Origin of the sequence: Sneathiella sp. HT1-7 (genome assembly GCF_020731145.1) — a bacterium.
Classification (GTDB): Bacteria; Pseudomonadota; Alphaproteobacteria; order Sneathiellales; family Sneathiellaceae; genus Sneathiella.
Genome location: NZ_JAJFZN010000001.1, coordinates 391,620 through 406,612 on the forward strand (window position 1 = coordinate 391,620; position 14,993 = coordinate 406,612).

16 protein-coding genes and 1 other RNA gene are annotated in these 14,993 nt (G+C 52.9%); 7 read left to right on the forward strand and 10 right to left on the reverse strand.

Going from position 1 to position 14,993, the window contains the following annotated elements; all coding sequences use genetic code 11:
* Positions 1-28 precede the first annotated feature (28 nt).
* Together dapE and LKE13_RS01895 are read left to right on the forward strand one after the other, a co-directional pair.
* Complete coding sequence (gene dapE / locus LKE13_RS01890) at positions 29-1,210, forward strand: succinyl-diaminopimelate desuccinylase (protein WP_227947998.1); 1,182 nt, start codon at positions 29-31, stop codon at positions 1,208-1,210.
* Entirely contained in the window at positions 1,207-1,785 is a 579-nt protein-coding gene (locus LKE13_RS01895; RefSeq protein WP_227947999.1) for a hypothetical protein, read from the forward strand. The genes dapE and LKE13_RS01895 overlap by 4 nt, the downstream gene beginning before the upstream one ends.
* On the opposite strand, the gene truA is transcribed toward LKE13_RS01895, so the two are convergent.
* The 3 genes from truA to def are packed head-to-tail and all read right to left on the reverse strand — an operon-like array spanning position 1,782 to position 3,977.
* Positions 1,782-2,522: a tRNA pseudouridine(38-40) synthase TruA gene (gene truA, locus LKE13_RS01900; protein ID WP_227948000.1), complete on the reverse strand. Its 741-nt coding sequence runs from the start codon at positions 2,520-2,522 to the stop codon at positions 1,782-1,784. The genes LKE13_RS01895 and truA overlap by 4 nt on opposite strands.
* Positions 2,522-3,436: a methionyl-tRNA formyltransferase gene (gene fmt / locus LKE13_RS01905; RefSeq protein ID WP_415776487.1), complete on the reverse strand. Its 915-nt coding sequence runs from the start codon at positions 3,434-3,436 to the stop codon at positions 2,522-2,524. Before fmt ends, truA begins: the two co-directional genes overlap by 1 nt.
* Before the next feature lie 19 nt (positions 3,437-3,455).
* Positions 3,456-3,977 (reverse strand): peptide deformylase, encoded by a 522-nt coding sequence (gene def, locus LKE13_RS01910; protein ID WP_227948002.1) that lies wholly within the window; start codon positions 3,975-3,977, stop codon positions 3,456-3,458.
* A gap of 112 nt (positions 3,978-4,089) precedes the next feature.
* On the opposite strand from def, the gene LKE13_RS01915 reads away from it, so the two are divergent.
* On the forward strand, positions 4,090-5,220 hold the full coding sequence (locus tag LKE13_RS01915) for a DNA recombination protein RmuC (RefSeq protein WP_227948003.1): 1,131 nt from the start codon (positions 4,090-4,092) through the stop codon (positions 5,218-5,220).
* Here the strand turns inward: LKE13_RS01915 and recR are convergent.
* From recR to ffs, 4 genes are all read right to left on the reverse strand, one after another.
* Entirely contained in the window at positions 5,217-5,813 is a 597-nt protein-coding gene (gene recR, locus LKE13_RS01920) for a recombination mediator RecR (RefSeq protein ID WP_227948004.1), read from the reverse strand. The two genes, LKE13_RS01915 and recR, sit on opposite strands and share 4 nt — an antisense overlap.
* Positions 5,814-5,833: 20 nt before the next feature.
* Positions 5,834-6,157, reverse strand: coding sequence for a YbaB/EbfC family nucleoid-associated protein (locus LKE13_RS01925; RefSeq protein ID WP_227948005.1), 324 nt, complete (start codon positions 6,155-6,157; stop codon positions 5,834-5,836).
* A complete protein-coding gene (locus tag LKE13_RS01930) occupies positions 6,154-7,989 on the reverse strand; it encodes a DNA polymerase III subunit gamma/tau (RefSeq protein WP_265334746.1) in 1,836 nt (611 codons plus the stop codon). Before LKE13_RS01930 ends, LKE13_RS01925 begins: the two co-directional genes overlap by 4 nt.
* An 85-nt stretch (positions 7,990-8,074) precedes the next feature.
* An RNA gene (ffs, locus tag LKE13_RS01935) (signal recognition particle sRNA small type) lies at positions 8,075-8,170 on the reverse strand.
* A gap of 136 nt (positions 8,171-8,306) precedes the next feature.
* On the opposite strand from ffs, the gene nudC reads away from it, so the two are divergent.
* Positions 8,307-9,242, forward strand: a complete 936-nt coding sequence (gene nudC, locus LKE13_RS01940; RefSeq protein WP_227948007.1) for an NAD(+) diphosphatase — start codon at positions 8,307-8,309, stop codon at positions 9,240-9,242.
* Here nudC and LKE13_RS01945 read toward each other — a convergent pair.
* The 3 genes from LKE13_RS01945 to LKE13_RS01955 form a co-directional block, all read right to left on the reverse strand.
* A complete protein-coding gene (locus LKE13_RS01945; protein WP_227948008.1) occupies positions 9,239-9,817 on the reverse strand; it encodes a queuosine precursor transporter in 579 nt (192 codons plus the stop codon). The genes nudC and LKE13_RS01945 overlap by 4 nt on opposite strands.
* A 95-nt stretch (positions 9,818-9,912) precedes the next feature.
* The gene (locus tag LKE13_RS01950; protein ID WP_227948009.1) at positions 9,913-10,773 is read right to left on the reverse strand and encodes a prephenate dehydratase; all 861 of its coding nucleotides are present in this window, start codon (positions 10,771-10,773) and stop codon (positions 9,913-9,915) included.
* An 18-nt stretch (positions 10,774-10,791) separates the two neighbouring features.
* Positions 10,792-11,538, reverse strand: coding sequence for a 3-deoxy-manno-octulosonate cytidylyltransferase (locus LKE13_RS01955; protein ID WP_227948010.1), 747 nt, complete (start codon positions 11,536-11,538; stop codon positions 10,792-10,794).
* 142 nt (positions 11,539-11,680) lie between these two features.
* On the opposite strand from LKE13_RS01955, the gene LKE13_RS01960 reads away from it, so the two are divergent.
* The 3 genes from LKE13_RS01960 (at position 11,681) to LKE13_RS01970 (ending at position 14,969) form a co-directional block, all read left to right on the forward strand.
* Positions 11,681-12,226, forward strand: coding sequence for a c-type cytochrome (locus LKE13_RS01960; protein WP_227948011.1), 546 nt, complete (start codon positions 11,681-11,683; stop codon positions 12,224-12,226).
* 17 nt (positions 12,227-12,243) lie between these two features.
* The gene (hisN, locus tag LKE13_RS01965) at positions 12,244-13,017 is read left to right on the forward strand and encodes a histidinol-phosphatase (RefSeq protein WP_227948012.1); all 774 of its coding nucleotides are present in this window, start codon (positions 12,244-12,246) and stop codon (positions 13,015-13,017) included.
* A 101-nt stretch (positions 13,018-13,118) separates the two neighbouring features.
* Positions 13,119-14,969 (forward strand): extracellular solute-binding protein, encoded by a 1,851-nt coding sequence (locus tag LKE13_RS01970; protein WP_227948013.1) that lies wholly within the window; start codon positions 13,119-13,121, stop codon positions 14,967-14,969.
* Positions 14,970-14,993 lie beyond the last annotated feature (24 nt).

Below are 14,993 nucleotides of genomic sequence, written 5' to 3' on the forward strand. Positions count from 1 at the left end.
ACGGCCCACCGAACGGTAAAGGTCATTCATGGATAAGAACTTGCAAATATCGGAAGTCATCGCCCTTACTCAGGCGTTGTTGCGATGCCCGAGTGTTACACCGGAAGATGCCGGCGCCCTTGACGTGCTTCAGAAGAGTCTGGAAGAAATTGGCTTTGTCTGCCACCGGCTCACCTTTGGCGAAGAGGGCACACCAGATGTGGAAAACCTTTACGCACGTTTTGGCACAGAAGCACCGAATTTGTGTTTTGCCGGTCATACGGACGTCGTGCCCATTGGCAATGCAGAAGCCTGGAGTGTCGATCCCTTCAATGGCACTATTAAGGACGGAGTGATTATTGGCCGTGGCGCTGCCGACATGAAAGCAGCGGTTGCGGCCTTCGCCACAGCCTCAAACCGGCTAATCAATGAAACCGGTGGTAAGTTTGCAGGTTCCCTAAGCCTTTTGATTACCGGCGATGAAGAAGGCCCAGCCATCAACGGCACCCGCAAAGTCCTCGACTGGATGGTTGAAAATGGCGAAAAGATAGACCATTGCATCGTTGGCGAACCAACAAATCCCCATGAGCTTGGGGATATGGTCAAGATCGGCAGGCGCGGCTCCTTCACCGGCTATCTCAATGTAATCGGAACGGAAGGGCATATTGCCTATCCTCACCTTGCCGATAATCCCGTGCCACATCTCGCGGCAATGGTCGTGGCCCTAGACGAGTTGGTTCTTGATAACGGGACGGAGCATTTTCAGCCAAGCAATCTGGAATTCACAACGGTTGATGTCGGTAACCCGGCGACAAATGTCATCCCTAAGTCGGCACACGGTACGTTCAACATCCGGTTCAATACACATCATAGTCTCGACTCACTTGAACAAACAATTATTAAGGTGCTTGATCGCGTCGCCAAGGAGCGTCACTGCCAATATGAGCTCGATATCCGAAAAAACTCGTCACCCTTCCTCACACCGGAAGGGGAATTCAGTGCGCTTATTGTTGAGGCAATCGAAAAACGTCTAGGCCGAAAGCCCGAGCTTTCAACCACCGGCGGCACGTCAGATGCCCGCTTTATCAAGGATCACTGCCCTGTTGTGGAATTCGGCCTGATCAGCCAGACCATGCATAAAATAGACGAACGGGCCGATGTGGCAGATGTCGAGGCACTGACCGATATCTATGCGGATATTCTAAGAAGTTATTTTGCGAAAGACAGATGACCAGTATTCGGGAAATCGTCAATTCACTTTTTGGCGTCTATCTTCTCGCGCGGCGGGATCCCCACGCACTCGCCTATTTCAATATGTCGATGGAAGGATTTTATCGCTCATTCCTGGCGATGATCCTCGCGTTACCTCTGTTCGCAATTGAAAATTCGATCGACTACCGGAAAGTTCCAACAGATACGTCGATTGTTCCGTTCTTGCTCTACCTCTGCCTCGCCTTACTGATTAGTTGGGGCTCATATCTGGCAATTGTCGCCGTGCTCGCGCGCTATATGGGCTTCTCGGATCGCTATAGCATTTTTGTCGTCGTATACAATTGGATGCAATTCGGGATCATCCTTGTCTGGTTCCCAATCTCCATTATCGCAACGGGGATATTTCCAGAAAATATTGCCGCTACGATGACTCTGCTTTTCATTGCTGCGACATATGCCCTTCTCTGGTACATGTTGAAAGTTACACTCAACCTGACAGGAATGACAGCGGTCGGCTTGGCTTTTTTAGAGTTTTTGATCGTGATATTGGTGCAGTCAATTTTTCTAGAGTGGATTTTTACCGTGCCGGCCTAATCATAGTCTACCTGCGTCAAATATAGGCCGTAAGGCGGCGCATTTGGACCTGCGCGCTGACGGTCTTTTGCCTCCAGCGCATCCGTCAAATCTTCCTTTGTCCATTGATCTGTCCCAATAAGGGAGAGGCTACCGACCATTGATCGGACCTGATTATGCAGGAAGGAAATAGCCGAGGCCCGGATTTGTATTTCCTCTCCTTTACGACACACGGAAAGCTTTTCAAGTGTCCGGACTGGCGAACTCGCCTGACAGGCGGCGGCGCGAAAACTGGTAAAATCATGACGGCCGATCAAAATCTGTGCCGCTTCATTCATCGCATCTGCATCAAGCTCTCGTTTAACAAGCCACGCAAGACCAGCATCCACGGTCAAGGGGGCTCGACGATTGATGATCCTGTAAAGATAATGCCGCTTCTTCGCAGAAAAGCGCGCGCTGAAGTCTTCGTTTACTTCTTCGCAGTCGAGAACCGCAATCGGCGCCGGCTTCAGATGCTGGTTCAGCGCGTTCATGACGACCTGTGGTTCTCTGTTCCTGGCAAGTTCAAAATTCGCGACCTGCCCGAGAGCATGAACCCCGGCGTCCGTACGACCCGCGCCCTGAATACGCACATCTTCCCCGCAAAAATCGAATATGGCCTCCTCAATATGCTGCTGAACAGAGGGGCCATTATTCTGACGCTGCCAGCCCACGAGATCGCGCCCATCATATTCAATTTTTATGCGATAACAGGGCATCAGCCCAACACCTCGCCTTTTGCGATAGGTCGACCATTGAGGAAGGCCGCGGCATTCATTGCGCTTTTACCGGCGGGTTGCAGGGTGATGAGCCTCAATGCTCCCTCTCCGCAAGCAATTGTCAACTGATCATCCAGCGCTTCGCCGGGTGCGCCGTCTCCGTCTACCGGCATCGCTGACAACAGCTTGATCCGCTGCCCTTGATATTCAAAATACGCGCCCGGTGCCGGGTTCAGGCCGCGAATATGACGATCAAGTTCGATGGCGCTACGGCCCCAGTCGATCTCGGCCTCGGATTTTGAAATTTTCTCGGCGTAAGTAATGCCGTCGGCCGCCTGCGGCGTTGCAACAACATCCGGACTTCCAAGCTTCCCCAAGGTCCCAAGCATCAAAGTCCCCCCAACATCGGCAAGCGCATCATGAAGAACGCCCGCCGTCGTCTCAGCTGTGATTGGCACCCGTGCTTCGCTCAAAACCGGGCCTGTGTCCAACCCTGCCTCCATTTGCATAACAGCAATACCGGTTTCTTCATCCCCCGCCATGATCGCCCGCTGGATCGGGGCGGCCCCGCGCCAGCGCGGAAGCAAAGACGCATGCAAATTAAGGCATCCGTACTTCGGTGCATCAAGAATTGCCTGAGGCAGAATGAGCCCATAGGCAACGACAATGGCAGCGTCGAGATTTAGCTCTGCAAACTCTGCCTGAACTTCCGGTGATTTTAGGGAGGCTGGCGTGCGGACCGGTAAACCCTCTGCCTCCGCCAGCTGATGGACGGCAGATGGCATCAGTTTCTTTCCCCGGCCCGCCCGGCGCGGGGGCTGAGAATAAACGCACACCACCTCATGCGGTGAGCCAATCAACGCTCTCAGGATATGGGCGGAGAACTCCGGCGTTCCCATAAAGGCAAGTCGCAATCCCGCCATAATGGCTCCTTTAGCTCGCCAGTTTTTTCAGTTTAAGCAATTTTCTCAAGATCATGTTGCGTTTGAGGGCAGAAATATGATCGAGGAACAGGATTCCATCCAAATGATCCATTTCATGCTGAACACAGGTAGCCAGCAAACCTTCCGCCCGCAATGTCTGTTGCTTTCCATCTACATCCAGATAGCTGATCTCTACTTCGGCGGGGCGTACCACATCGGCATAGTGCTCCGGCACGGACAGGCAGCCTTCTTCGTAGGTGACATCATGATCCGAAACCCAGGTGATTTCCGGATTGATCAGCGCGATCGGTTGCGGGTCCTCATTCTCGTTTCCTTTGCCGACTACATCCATAACCAGCAGGCGCTTTTGCACACCAACCTGTATTGCCGCCAAGCCAATTCCGGGCGCGGCATACATGGTATCGAACATATCATCGACCAGCTTGCGAATTTCCGCATCCACCTTTTCCACTGGTTGGGAGATAGTTTTCAAAAGCGGGTCCGGCGCTGTATATATGGGCAAAAGGGCCATGGTGTTCCGTTGTTGTTCGCGTTACGATATATCCAAAGTGTAGGTATTATGCCTGTTTGCGTTCGTCAAGGCCATTGACGGCCAGAATATAGTGCGTTTGGGAGAGTTATTAATGGAAATTGCCCTGATTGCGGTCATTGCGTTTCTGGCGGTTATCACGCTGGTTCTGTTCTTCAAGATGTCGAAGGCGGCAAAACTTGCGGAAACAGCCTCCACAAATAGCGAGAATTTGACCCGCCTGACCGAGAGCCTGATTAACCAGCAGGCTCAGCTCGAAGGGCAACTCAAGCAAATTTCAACGGACAGCGCCCAAAGTCGTCAGGAGATCAACCAAACCCTGAGCGAGCGCCTGGATACTGTTTCCAAACGTTTAGGAGACAGCCTTACCCAGTCAGCGGAGAAAACCGGCCAAAGCCTGACCGAACTACAGACCCGGCTCGCAGTGATCGACAAGGCGCAGAACAACCTGACGGAGCTTTCCAACCAAGTTGTCGGGCTACAGGATATTCTCGCGAATAAGCAGGCACGTGGCGCCTTCGGTGAAATTCAGCTTAATGATCTGGTGAAATCGGCTCTACCGCCGTCGGCCTATGAATTTCAGGTAACGCTTAGCAATCAGAAGCGTGCGGACTGCCTGATCAAACTTCCCAACCCTCCTGGCTCAATCGTCGTGGACGCGAAATTCCCACTAGAGAGCTATCACATGCTGAGGCAGGCCGAAACCGACAGTGATAAAGTTCTGGCATCGCGCGCCTTTACTGGCGCCATGCAGAAGCATATCGCAGATATCAGCGAGAAGTATATTCTGGAAGGAGAGACCGCCGAATCGGCGCTTCTTTTCCTGCCGTCCGAAGCTGTCTATGCGGAGCTTCATGCCAATTTCCCTGCGATACTGGAAAGATCCTACAAAGCAAGGGTCTGGATTGTCTCCCCGACAACTCTGATGGCGACCCTCAATACCGTACGTGCGGTGCTGAAGGATAGCCAGATGCGGGCACAGGCGGGGGTGATCCAGAAGGAAGTCGGGGTTTTGTTAAAGGATGTTTTGCGGCTTGATGCCCGAGTTGAGAATCTCGGAAAACATTTTTTGCAGGCCAGTAAGGATATTGAACTTATCGAAACTTCAAGCCGGAAAATCAGCAGCCGCGCGGAAAAAATTGAAGAGCTGCAACTGGGGGAGGAAGAAAGTGATCTTCTGGCCGGGCCGCCAGATCAGCCGCATCTGATGGAAGAGCGGGATTAACCCATCGAACGTCGAGATTTCAGCGCCGCCGACAAGGTTCCATCGTCAAGATAGTCAAGTTCCCCTCCAACGGGAACACCATGCGCAAGCCGCGTGACCTGAACGCCGAAATCGGAAAGACGGTCAGATAGATAGTGAGAAGTTGTCTGGCCATCGACTGTCGCGTTGAGGGCAAGAATAACCTCAGTGATTCCCCCTTCCCCGACGCGGTGGATCAGGGGCTCCATATTAAGTTCATCCGGGCCAATCCCGTCGAGAGCGGATAGCGTGCCACCCAACACATGATAGCGCCCGCGAAACGCCTCTGAACGTTCCAGCGCCCAAAGGTCAGACACATCTTCCACCACACAAAGAAGGCTTTGATCCCGCTTAACATCCCGGCAGATATCGCAAGGATCAGTCACATCCAGGTTCCAGCATTGACTGCAGACTTTTACATTATCTGCGGCGGCCTGCATGGCGGCGGATAATGGCGTCAATAAGCTCTCTCGCCGGCTAATAAGATAGAGCGTCGCCCGGCGCGCAGAGCGGGGACCCAGTCCCGGAAGCTTGGAGAGAAGCTGTATCAGATGTTCAATTTCGGACTGGCTCATAAGCGTATTTTACCGCCGCCCTAAAAGGGCATCTGCATACCGGGTGGCAGTTCCAATCCGCCGGTCATTTCCTTCATTTTCTCTGCAGAATAAGCCTCTACTTTGCCGCGCGCGTCCGCATGTGCGGCAATTATCAGATCTTCCATGACTTCCTTGTCTTCAGGATCGACAAGAGAAGAATCTACCTCAAGCTTGCGCATCTCGCCCTTGCAATTAAGTGTCACCTTGACCATGCCAGCTCCAGACTGGCCCATAACCTCATGATGTTCCAGTTCAGCCTGCATTTCGGCCATTTTACTTTGCATCTCTTTGGCCTGTTTCATCAGGTTGCCAAGGTTCTTCATTCGAATGTATCTCCGTCATCAATTTCGTCTTCACCGGATATGTCATCGGGAAGCATTATGTCAAGGGAGGGACCGAGGTGCCGGATCTCCCGGATTGTTGCATTGGGGAAAAGAGATTTGATATTTTGCACCATGGGATGGGCCTCCATCGCTTCAATCTCGGCCGCTTTATCGCTTTGGCGTTTCTCTGCGACGGTTGCAGTCCCTTCCGCTTGGGCGGTCATTCGCACGTCCCATTGATCGCCGGTAATTTCACGCAGACGCCTACCAAGCCGAGCGGCGAGGTCCGCTGCAGCGCCCGCTGCCGGGCTGAATTCTATCATTCCATGTTCAAACGCCACAGGTCGGACGAAGTTAAGAACCTCTCCTTTGAGCTTGATATCCTGACGATCGGTCAAGAGGTTGACCACATCCTCCATGGATTGAAGCGGTTGTTTTTCAGGCACCAACTCCACCTTAACCGGCTCACGTTCCGGCAGATCGTCATTGCGCGCAACCAGCGACAAATGCCCGCGTGGATCGGTTCCCTGCTGCGGGGCCGGAGAGGCTGAAATCGCGACTGCGGCAGCGCGCCCTCCTGAGTGACCCATCGCCGGGCCGCCTTGCGGCGCAGATACCGGGCGGCTTCCATCATTTGTTGCGGAGGCTACACTGCCTTCTTTTGGGTTATCCGCAATCTGCCGCGCAAGGTCGTTCGGTGTTGGCAATTCGCTTACATAGGCAAGTCGGACCAGAACCATCTCCGCTGCAGCGAGCGGCATCGGTGCATGGCTGACTTCGTCCAGACCTTTCAACAGCATTTGCCACGTGCGGGCGAGCACGGGCATTGAAAGCTTCTTTGCCAGTTCCTCGCCCCGCGTAATTTCGCCGCCTGCCATGGCAATATTATTGGCGGCCTCTGGCGTGACTTTAAGGGACGTCAACCAATGCGTTAGTTCCAGCAAATCCTGAATAATAACCACTGGATCGGCGCCGCTGTCATATTGGTTTCGCAGGAGCGCGAGCGCGTCCTTGATATTCCCTTCCATCAAGAGACCTAGCAGATCAAGGATACGGGTCCGGTCCGCTAGGCCAAGCATATCACGTACTTGCAGCGCCGTTACTGTTCCGTCCCCATGCGCTATCGCTTGGTCAAGTAGCGACAGGCCGTCGCGCACCGACCCTTCAGCCGCGCGAGCGATCAGAGCAAGGGCATCCCCCTCAATTTCGGCCTGTTCCTTTTGGGCGATCGTCGCAAAATAAGCGGCAAGCGCATCCCCGTCGACCCGCTTCAGATCGAACCGCTGGCAACGGGACAGGACGGTAACCGGGATTTTTCGAATCTCTGTTGTCGCGAAAATGAATTTTACATGCTCGGGCGGCTCCTCCAGCGTTTTCAGTAACGCATTGAAAGCGTTCTTGGAGAGCATATGCACTTCGTCGATGATGTAGATCTTAAACCGCGCGGCAACAGGCAGATACCGCACACCGTCAATCAATTCGCGGATATCATCCACACCGGTTCGGCTTGCCGCGTCCATTTCCAGAACATCCTGATGGCGATCCTCGGCAATGGCAACGCAGTTCTGGCACACTCCACAAGGGGTGACAGTTGGCCCCCCGTTCCCGTCCGGCCCTGTACAGTTAAGGCCCCGGGCGATAATGCGCGCTGTTGTCGTCTTGCCTATCCCGCGTGTTCCCGTCAGAATAAATGCATGGGCAAGACGTCCCGCTTCCAACGCATTGGAGAGCGTTTTCACCATCGCCTCATGGCCGATCAGCTCGTCGAAGGTCGACGGTCGATATTTACGGGCCAGCACTCGATAGGGGCTATTGGATTGATCACTTGTCATGGCGCAATCATAGCAGAGAACTTCAGCTAAATACCAGTCAAAGGAACAGGATTTGTTCGCTTGCATGCAACAATGACATGGGAAAGTAGAAGACTGACAACGACCCGCACCGAAACTCGTTACGGCTGCTTCCTTCCGGATCTGACCGGGTTCGCGAGGAGCACGCCCATCGCCAGCCTTCCACCGTCTATATCATGCAGTTAACGAAGAGAAGCAAGCCCTTTTTTCCTGTTTTTTGATCCCGATCTAGAACAATCATTCAAAATATAGCGTCTTGGCGATTGCAGGAACGGATAAGTTGTGACAATCTGCCGCCCATGAAAAAACCGATTGTCTTTGCTGGCGGTGACTTCGACCGCGCGTCCCATCTGCGGACAGATCCAAATTGGATAGAACAAAAATTAAAAGATCCGAGTAGCCGGTTCCTTCCGATGCATCAGTTGAAGGCCTTGATCAGCCTGAAGGAAGGTGCGCGCATCGACTGGCGTGGATATCTGGAAGTACAGGAATTTGTTACCGCGGATGCCGCATTGATATTTTTAGGCACCGCGGAAGACATCTGTCATTTCGCAGTAGATGTGTCGGAAATTGAAAACCCCAAAAGACCGCCGAGCGAAGATTGGGGGAAATTTATTGATGTCCGTTCAGTCGCGCCGCAACTGAGTTCCGGTGAAGCCGGCGCACTGGCGCAGGCCCGCTCGATGATCGACTGGCATAATCGGCATGGTTTCTGCGCTGTTTGCGGTGCCCCCACTTATTCTCAGGAGGCCGGGTATTCGCGAAAATGTGAAGATACCACCTGCAAAGCGACGCATTTTCCGCGCACTGACCCGGTCGCAATCATGATGGTGACCCGTGGTGATAAATGCCTTCTTGGTCAGGGCATAAACTTTCCGGGTGATTTCTATTCCTGCCTCGCGGGCTTTATCGAACCGGGCGAAACGATCGAACAAGGCGTTATGCGCGAGGTGATGGAAGAATCGGCCATTAAAGTCGACAACGTCCGTTATCACCAATCACAACCCTGGCCGTTCCCCTCTTCCCTCATGATCGGCTGCTTTGCCGAAGCACTCACTGAGGAAATCACCGTGGACAAGACAGAACTCAACGACGCCAGATGGTTCAGCCGTGAAGAGGTTCGCATGATGCTGGAGCAGAGCACCAAACCGACTGGTTTACGGATAGGCGGGCCCATTGCCCTCGCCCATCAACTCGCGAAAGCCTGGATTGAGGGAAGCGAGCCCACAGCCTAACGCGAGACCGGCGAGAGCGTGAGTGGGTCGGTAATTTTGATCAGTCCTCGGAACGGCAAGATCAGCACCGCTACCATAATTAGCTTGGCCGCATAATCGCCCAGCGCCCAGGTATGCCAGGGAAGCCCTGTGCCTGCGAAGGCAAGCACGAAAAAGATCACTGTATCAACAAAAGACGCGATGACAGAAGATGCCACCGGCGCTTTCCACCAAGACTGACGCCGCAGCTTGTCAAAAATGGTAACGTCCAGCATTTGAGCGATGAAAAACGCTGAGCCGGACGCGATTGCGATGCGCGGATTTGCCAGAAGCAGCGACATGACAACGGCCACAATAAAGCCGACGAAAACGACATCACGCGCAAGCCGCACACCAAGCGTCCGGTTAGTAATGTCTGTCACCAGAAATGCAATCGGGTAAGACAGCGCCCCCCAGGTAAACCAATCATTCACCGGCATCTCAACGAGTATATTGGAGGCCGTGACAACGACAGCCATCGCGACAACACCAGCAAGCAGGAATAGTTTCTGCGCGCGACTGAGTTTTACCACGTCATGGATATAATCTTTGAGCATTTTCAATCTCGATTACAATGCACAGGCTTTCCGCCTGTAAGAGTATTAAATTTCCGACAGCTTATATTCAATCGACCCCAATGAGGCAACCGGTTTTACGTCCCGTATTGCCGACGATAGGCATTCATTGGATAAACACCGAGAATCTTCAGTTTAGCAGAGAAGAACTGCAATTCCTCAATCGCCCGAGCAACCCGTGCTTCATCGGGGTGGCCTTCGATATCGATATAGAACTGCGCCGCCTCAAAACTTGCGTCCGTAATATAGCTTTCAAGCTTTGTCACATTGATGCCGTTAGTCGCAAATCCACCCAGCGCCTTATAAAGTGCCGCCGGCTGGCTCCGTACTTGAAAGACGAAACTCATCATACAACTGCCATCTTTCGGATCGGGGTCCTGCCGCTGTCGTGACATGATAATGAACCGCGTCGTATTACCAATACGATCCTCAACCCGGTCACGCAAAACGTCCAGGCCATAGATTTCTCCCGCAAGGCTGGAAGCAATGGACGCCTGGGTCTTGTCGCCAAGCTCAGCGATCATTTTCGCAGAGCCTGCTGTATCCGCATGAATAATGGGCTCAATTCCAAGATCGCGGGTCAAACCACGACATTGGGAGAGCGCCTGCTCATGACTATGAACGGCCTTAATATCTGATAAGGTCGATCCCGGCACTCCGAGAAGCTGGTGCATAACCGGTTGGAAATGCTCCCCGATGATATAAAGCCCGGAATCGGGCAGTAGATGATGTATGTCCGCAACCCGACCACCGAGCGAATTTTCAACTGGGATCATGGCGAGCGCCGCGTCCCCATTGCGCACCATTGCCAATGCATCGGCAAAGGTATCGCAGGCAATCGCTTCCATATCCGGATAAACGGTGCTGCAGGATAAATGGCCATAAGCCCCCGGCACGCCCTGAAAGGCAATGCGGTTGTCGGGATCAATGTCTGACATTTCTAACTTCTCAATTTCTCAGGAACGAAACATGCGGCGGATACGCGCCAAATCCTCGGGAGTATCAACACCAAGCGGCACTGTGTCAACGACCGCCGCGTCGATACGCATCCCATTTTCAAGCGCTCGCAACTGCTCAAGCCGCTCTCGCTGTTCCAACGGGGCAGGCGAAAGCGTAACGAACCGCGCCAGCGCCCCCCGCCGGTAGGCATAGAGTCCGATATGATGATAATGCGGCCCGCTTCCCCAAGGTGATTTCAAACGACTGAACCAGAGGGCTCTGCCGACACTCTCTCCTTCTGCCAGCGAGACAACCGCCTTGACGGCATTTTCATCTTCCAGCTCTTCCTCATCCTTGATTTCGGCAACTAGCGTTGCGATATCGACTGCGACATTTTGTAGCGGTTGAAACACGGCAGCGATCGCTGAAGGCTCGAGAGCGGGCAAGTCACCTTGCAGATTGATAATCGCGTCATAGGCTCCGTCAGGATCGAACGCCTCCACCGCCTCAAACACCCGATCCGAGCCTGACGGGTGATCGGCCCGCGTCATCAAGGCGGTTCCGCCTGCCGTGCGAATGGCCTCTGCAATCTCCTCTTCTGCGCAGGCGACAAGGACAGGGCCGATATCTGCTTCTTCCGCCCGACGCATGACCTGGACTATCATCGGCATGCCGTCAATATCGGCAAGCGGTTTTCCCGGAAGCCTGCTTGATGCCATACGGGCCGGTATGACAATGAGGGGATTTTTGGGCAAAGAGTCCATGATTATGATCCAAAACGTCTATTTTAATTAACATTGGCATATATACGTCTTGCACTCGGCATGAGAAAGCAGTTAATTTCCCCTCGCTTTTTTTTATCGCGGCTGGTAAATGTACCCGCAGGTTTGATAGCTGAGGTCAGCAATGAATACTTTCGAGTTTAATAAAATTGCCGCTGCCGTTCTGGCTGGCGTATTAATAATAATGGTCATCAATGAAATTGCCACGCTCGCAATTCACCCGACTTATCCGGAGGAACCTGCGTACGCAATTGATACAGGCGCGGTTGCATCCTCTGAAGTGGCCTCGAATGATGAAGTTGCTGGTCCGTCGCTCGGCGTACTGCTTGCCTCCGCAGATGTTGCCAAGGGCGAGAAAATATTCAAGAAATGCGGCGCATGCCACACGGTAGAAGAAGGCGGCCCAAACAAGATTGGTCCTAACCTCCACGGCATCCTTAACCGCGACAAAGGCACCCATAGCGGGTTCAGTTATTCCGGCGCCCTTATCGAAAAAGGCGGCGCGTGGGGATATGAAGATCTGGACCTCTTCCTGACAAAACCAAGCACCTACATCAAAGGCACCAAGATGTCCTTTGCCGGTGTGAAAAAGCCTGAACAGCGAGCAGATCTTATCGCCTACCTCAGAACTCTTGGTAAGAGCGACGTTCCTCTTCCACCCGCTGAATAATTGAGCTTGCGGGCGTCGTGAACAAAGAATGCCCGCAAGAGCTTATTACCCTCGCTCACCGGATGGCGGATGTCGCCGGTGAGGTTATCCGCAAATATTTCCGGCAAAAAATAGATATTATCGGCAAGGATGATAACAGTCCCGTCACCATTGCTGATCGTGATGCAGAGGCTGCCATGCGGACTCTTATTGACGCCGAATTCCCGTCACATGGTATCATCGGCGAAGAACATGGCAGTGTGCGGACAGATGCGGAATATATCTGGGTTCTCGACCCGATCGACGGCACGCTTTCCTTTATTTCCGGCAGCCCGACCTTCGGTAGCCTGATCGCGCTCACTCGCAACGGTGTGCCTATTATGGGCATTCTCGATCAACCCATATCTGGTGAAAGATGGGTTGGAGCGAATGACCGAACGACACTGAACGGCGCGATCATTACAACCCGCGCCTGCCCCGACCTCTCCAATGCGACCTTGTTCGCCTATGGTACCGAGTTGATGGAGGGGGAACACGGTCCCGCCTTTTGCCGTTTGCACGACGCGGTAAAACGTAAGCGATTTGGCTATGATTGCTACGCCTATGCTTTGCTGGCGCTTGGCTTCGTCGATATTGTCGCGGATTGCGACATGAAGCCCTATGACTATGCTGCCCTTGTCCCGATTGTCGAAAACGCTGGCGGGAAAATCACCGATTGGAAGGGCAACCCAATGACCCTCGCCAATCCGGGGTTCGTTTTGGCGGCTGGTGATCTCTCGTCACATCATCAAGCGCTTGAAATATTGGCGTAATTAAGGCGAGGCATCGGTCGCCTTTTCTACTTGATGTTATGAGGCAAACTCCCCATCTTGAATTAAAAGTTTTAGACATGCGCCGTCAAGTGAGGATATTTATGGGATTATTAAAATCAACCACCACCGCACTTCTCTTGCTGCTATTCGCCTTTCCGTCGGCCGCAGAAGACATTAAAACAATCAAAAGTCACGGGTTATCTCTGGCTGGTCCGTTAAAATACGGTCCCGATTTCAAGCATCTCGACTATGTCAACCCTGACGCCCCGAAAGGCGGCAACCTCAAACTCTCGGCGGTTGGTGGCTTCGATAATCTCAATCCGTTTATTTCCAAGGGACAGGCCGCAAACGGCCTGAACCTGACGTTCGAGACTTTGCTGACACAATCCTATGACGATCCAAGTGCGGAATATGGCCTTGTCGCCGAAAGTGTGGAAGTCGCGGAAGATCTTTCTTTTGCAATTTTTAATATGCATCCGGAAGCAAGATTCCATGATGGTTCGCCAATGACGGCGGATGACGTGATCTTCAGCCTGCAAGCAGTCAAGGAAAAGGGAACGCCCCTGTTCCGCTATTATTATGCAGATGTCGAATCGGCTGAGAAACTGAGCGATCACCGCATCAAATTTCATTTCTCCGGCCCTCCCAACCGGGAACTACCGCAAATTGTTGGCCAACTCCTGCCAATTCTTCCTAAGAAATATTTCGAATCCCATAATTTTGATGAGACAACTCTCACGCCGATCCTCGGCTCCGGCCCTTATCGCGTGAAGGATTTTGAAGCAAATCGCTTTATTACCTTTGAACGTGTGCCAGATTACTGGGGCGCAGATCTTCCGATTAATGTCGGGCGTAATAATTATGATACGATCCGCTATGATTTCTACCGGGACACGGCTGTCCTGCTGGAAGCGTTCAAGGCCGGGGAATATGATTACCGGTCGGAAAACAGTGCGAAGAACTGGGCCACCGGTTATGATTTTCCAGCTGTAAAGGCGGGTCTTGTCATTCTGGAGGAAGTTCCGAACGAACGCTCCGCCGGAATGCAGGGATATGCGTTCAACCTCCGGCGAGAGAAGTTCCAAGACCCGGCCTTGCGAGAGGCGCTTACTTATGCCTTCGATTTTGAATGGCTGAACAAGAATATCTTCTATGACCAATACAGCCGGACAAACAGCTTTTTCGAAAATTCCGTCATGGCCGCGACAGGCGAACCGACTAAAGAGGAACTCGCCATTCTGGAGCCCTATCGCGATCAATTGCCCCCTCGCGTATTTGGTCCCGCCTATAAAGCGCCGGTAACAGACGGTTCCGGGCAGGATCGGACCCCGCTTCGCACAGCAAAAAATATCCTGAAGGAAGCGGGTTACAAAGTTGAAGGCGGGAAGCTGATCGATCCAACAACAGGCAAGCCGTTGACCATCGAGTTTCTGATGTATGATCCCAACAGCCTCAGGATTACAGGCCCTCTGATCAAAAACCTGAAGAAGCTGGGCATCGATGCCTCTTCTCGCGTTGTTGACTCCGCGCAATTTACGGAACGGCTTCGCAACTACGAATTTGATGTCACCACCGCAGGTTTCGGACAATCCATCAGCCCTGGTAATGAGCAGCGAGAGTTTTGGGGCAGCGCTGCAGGTAAGCGCCCGGGAAGCCGGAATGTCATGGGAATTAACGATCCGGTAGTCGATGCGTTGATTGAAAACCTGATCGCGGCACCAACTTATGACGAATTGATCCCGGCCGTTCGCGCGCTTGATCGTGTTCTGACATGGAGTTTTTATGTTATCCCACAATTCCATGCCGCCTATGATCGCATCGCCTATTGGAACAAGTTCGGTCATACCGACATCAATCCGGGCCAAGGGCCGGATATACTGAGCTGGTGGATCGATCCGGAGAAAGAGCGGCAATTGGAAGAAGGGCTGAAGAACATACGTCAGAAACAATAATGCCATCCGCCAAACGGGAGACTT